Raw genomic sequence first — 3,262 nt, forward strand, 5'->3', positions numbered from 1 at the left:
TGCAGCGGTTAAAAGATTTATACTTAAATTGTCTATCCAATTTAAGAATTATTCAATATTTGTTTGTACAAAATCTACCTTATATGCTTGAGAATTTTAACTATTAAAAGGAGAAGCAGGGTTAAACGTTGCTAAGCCTGCATTTCATAAAAGTACATATTAGCTAAGGAAACTTGATTGTATTTAGCTTTTGCCAAGCAAGAAATTGCGACCTTCAAAGAAGTGTTTTCATTGGGGAATATCAGTTTAGCAGCAGTAGCTAACCATTATGGACTATGGTAAGAGCATAAAGGTTAGCTCAAACTACGGCTTTACCCCAAATCTAAGGCCAGGTTGAACATACACCATCCTTACTACTCCTCATTTTTCTTTTTGCGCTTACGCCAGTAGTCTTCCAATGTCCAGGCAGCAATGGTTGCTACTAGTAGGAGCATTATTAGAAAATTCATCTGTATACCTTTAGGAGATGATTTTAAGCTAGGCAAAAACTTATAGAAGATTTATCGGTAAAGAGTTTAAGCCTTATCTAGGCTAGTAAAAGGGCACCTTAGGTACCCTTTTTTCTAGTTGGTTAATAATTAACATCACGGAAGAACTTCCAAACGCTCCCTTTTAAATTTTCCTATTTATAGGTAGATGATAAAGTACGGTAGACCATAAAAGAGGCAGCCATAAGCTACCTCTTTAAAATTTTGGTCAAATCTTTTTAGTTGGTTAAAAAGATGCTAACTCTCACAAACAAAATACTGTTAAATTAAGCGTTTTTATCTGATTAAACCAAGAAAAATGCAATATAATCTAAAAATAATTATTGTTTAGCTTTCTACCTCTCTTGGTAAATAATCTTGCTCAGCACAAAAGGGTTCAGGCACTTTTAATGATTTAATATAGGTTAGAATATTGCAGTCTTACTTCGGCAAGCTTTATTATTCCCACCCCCGGAATTTAGCAAACCAGCTAAAGCGTTTAACTGCTAGTACAGCAATGCCTACATTAAGGAGGTAGTCATTCAGGGAGAGTTGCTGCATAAATCAAGTCTAAACGGAGCCCTCTTCCAGATTTTATGCTTTTAGTCAAATTGCGGACCTATGGCCAAAGTCTTTTAAGTAAAAGCTATATTAACTAATTCTATCCTGGATTATTATAGTACTTTCTTTTACCTGAAAATACTGAAAAATCAGTATTGCTTTAGGCGTTTTGCTTTCCTACTTTTCATCAATTGATTTATCCAAAGGGAAGGCCTAAACTACCTAGTCAAGTAAAGCAAGTTCTTTCCCTTTGTCCATGGGTACCAGTGTTTTTTAATACTAAAGAAGCGCATTATGTTCGGCTCCCAAATTCTTGAAGTTGCTATTGGCGTTATCTTTGTTTTTCTCCTGGTGAGCATTATCTGTTCGGCTATTCGGGAGAGCATTGAAGCCTGGCTGAAAACGCGGGCAGCTTTCCTGGAACATGGAATCCGGGAATTATTACACGACAAGAATGCCGAAGGACTGGCCAAAAGCTTCTATGAGCACCCGCTAATTTATAGTCTGTTTGCCGCCGATTATAAACCCGGCAATGCCAACAAGCGGCCAAATGCCTGGACGGATGGTTCTCATCTTCCCTCCTACATTCCGGCCAAAAACTTCGCCCTAGCCCTGATGGACATTGCGACGCGGGGGCCGGCAACTGATTTTGTCAGCAGCGACCCTAACGCACCGGTAATTTCGCTGGCTTCCATCCGCCTGAACATTGAAAATATTCAGAATCCCGCCGTTCAGCGGGTCTTGCTGACCGCTATCGACGCCGCACAAGGCGACCTGAACAAAGCCCAAGCAAATATTGAAGCGTGGTACGACAGCGGCATGGACCGGGTATCTGGCTGGTATAAGCGTTCGACCCAGTGGGTAATATTTTGGATAGGCCTTTTCGCCGCGGTGGCTTTAAACATAAATACCATCACCATTGCCGATTACTTATACCACAATGATGTAGCGCGGGCGGTGATAGTAGCCCGGGCAGAAACCGCTGCCCAGGATACTGCTTTTCTCAGCCGCAATTACAGTGCTGCCCGCAGTGAACTCGACTCCTTGGTTTTACCTTTGGGCTGGTCAAATGGCTGGGGAGCACCCCGACCGGATTATAAGGTGGATGCGAGTAACTTCAAAGTCTGGAATCATGTCTTAGCGCCGCTGCTTGGCTGGCTGATAACAGCCTTAGCGGCTACCATGGGCGCTCCATTTTGGTTTGATATTTTAAATAAAGTAATGGTTATCCGCTCAACCGTTAAGCCGCATGAAAAAAGCCCGGAAGAAGCTTCGGAAGACAGGCAAATGCCACGGCCGCCGGTGGCTCCGGCGGGCATTCCACCGGCAGCAGCAGTGCCGAGTGGTGGTCCCCCGGGTAACATTCCGCCACCAACCGGTGGGCTTATTCCTACGCCCCGCGATGCCGAGAGCAGCTTAGATGGTTGCCATGTAGTGGCCGAAGTGTTAACCTTGGATGAAGATTTACCAGCAGCGGAAGGAGGGGTTGCCTGATATGCCACATTCTTTAATATGGTTGCCGCACGTGCTCAAAGAAGCCGGCTTGAAAGTTGCCTTGGTGGATGGCTGGGAAGACCGCGGCCGGGGTGACGTTAGAACCATCCGGGGTGTTATTTGCCATCATACCGGAACTAATGAGAAGCGGGGAAACATGCCTACGCTTCATACGCTCATTCATGGCCGTTCGGATTTGCGCGGCCCGCTGGCGCAGCTAGGTCTGGGACGGGATGGCACTTATTATGTCATTGCCGCCGGCAGAAGCAACCACGCGGGAGAAGGCATTTGGAAAGGCCTGACGAACGGTAATGCCAATTTCATCGGCATAGAAGCCGAGAATACCGGCCGGGCTAATGATTTTCCCTGGCCTACAATACAAATGGAAGCCTACCACCGGGGAGTAGCGGCTATTTTGAAACACGTTGGGCAGAGTGCGGAATTCTGTGCGGGTCATCGGGAGTATGCTTTGCCAGCAGGGCGCAAACCGGACCCTATCTTTAACATGCACGCCTTTCGAGATTCTGTAGCGGCTATTTTGAATGGTACAGCGCCAGGACCGGTCCTGATTCCGCCCGAAGAGCCCGCACCACCTGGCGGCACTACTACGGGCCGGCCTACCCTTCGTCGGGGAGCCTCCGGGGAGTTGGTGAAGCTGTTTCAAGTAAAAATAAGGGTAGAAGCAGACGGCAACTTTGGGCCAAAAACGGAGGCGGCCTTACGGGCTTTTCAACGGGAAC

The 3,262-nt window shown here is 46.2% G+C and carries 2 protein-coding genes; both read left to right on the forward strand.

The features are described 5' to 3' along the window. Nucleotides 1-1,322 precede the first annotated feature (1,322 nt). Nucleotides 1,323-2,522, forward strand: a complete 1,200-nt coding sequence (locus F0145_RS25995; protein ID WP_150093612.1) for a hypothetical protein — start codon at nucleotides 1,323-1,325, stop codon at nucleotides 2,520-2,522. Further along, nucleotides 2,485-3,262 (forward strand): peptidoglycan recognition protein family protein (locus F0145_RS26000; protein WP_223816250.1); only part of this gene is annotated, 778 nt, incomplete at its 3' end. The genes F0145_RS25995 and F0145_RS26000, both read left to right, overlap by 38 nt.

This window comes from Adhaeribacter rhizoryzae (genome assembly GCF_008629685.1).
In the GTDB taxonomy this organism is placed as follows: domain Bacteria; phylum Bacteroidota; class Bacteroidia; order Cytophagales; family Hymenobacteraceae; genus Adhaeribacter; species Adhaeribacter rhizoryzae.

Coding starts and splice junctions, on each gene's coding strand:
- F0145_RS25995 (WP_150093612.1), top strand. CDS start 1,323: ATGTTCGGCTCCCAAATTCTTGAAGTTGCTATTGGCGTTATCTTTGTT.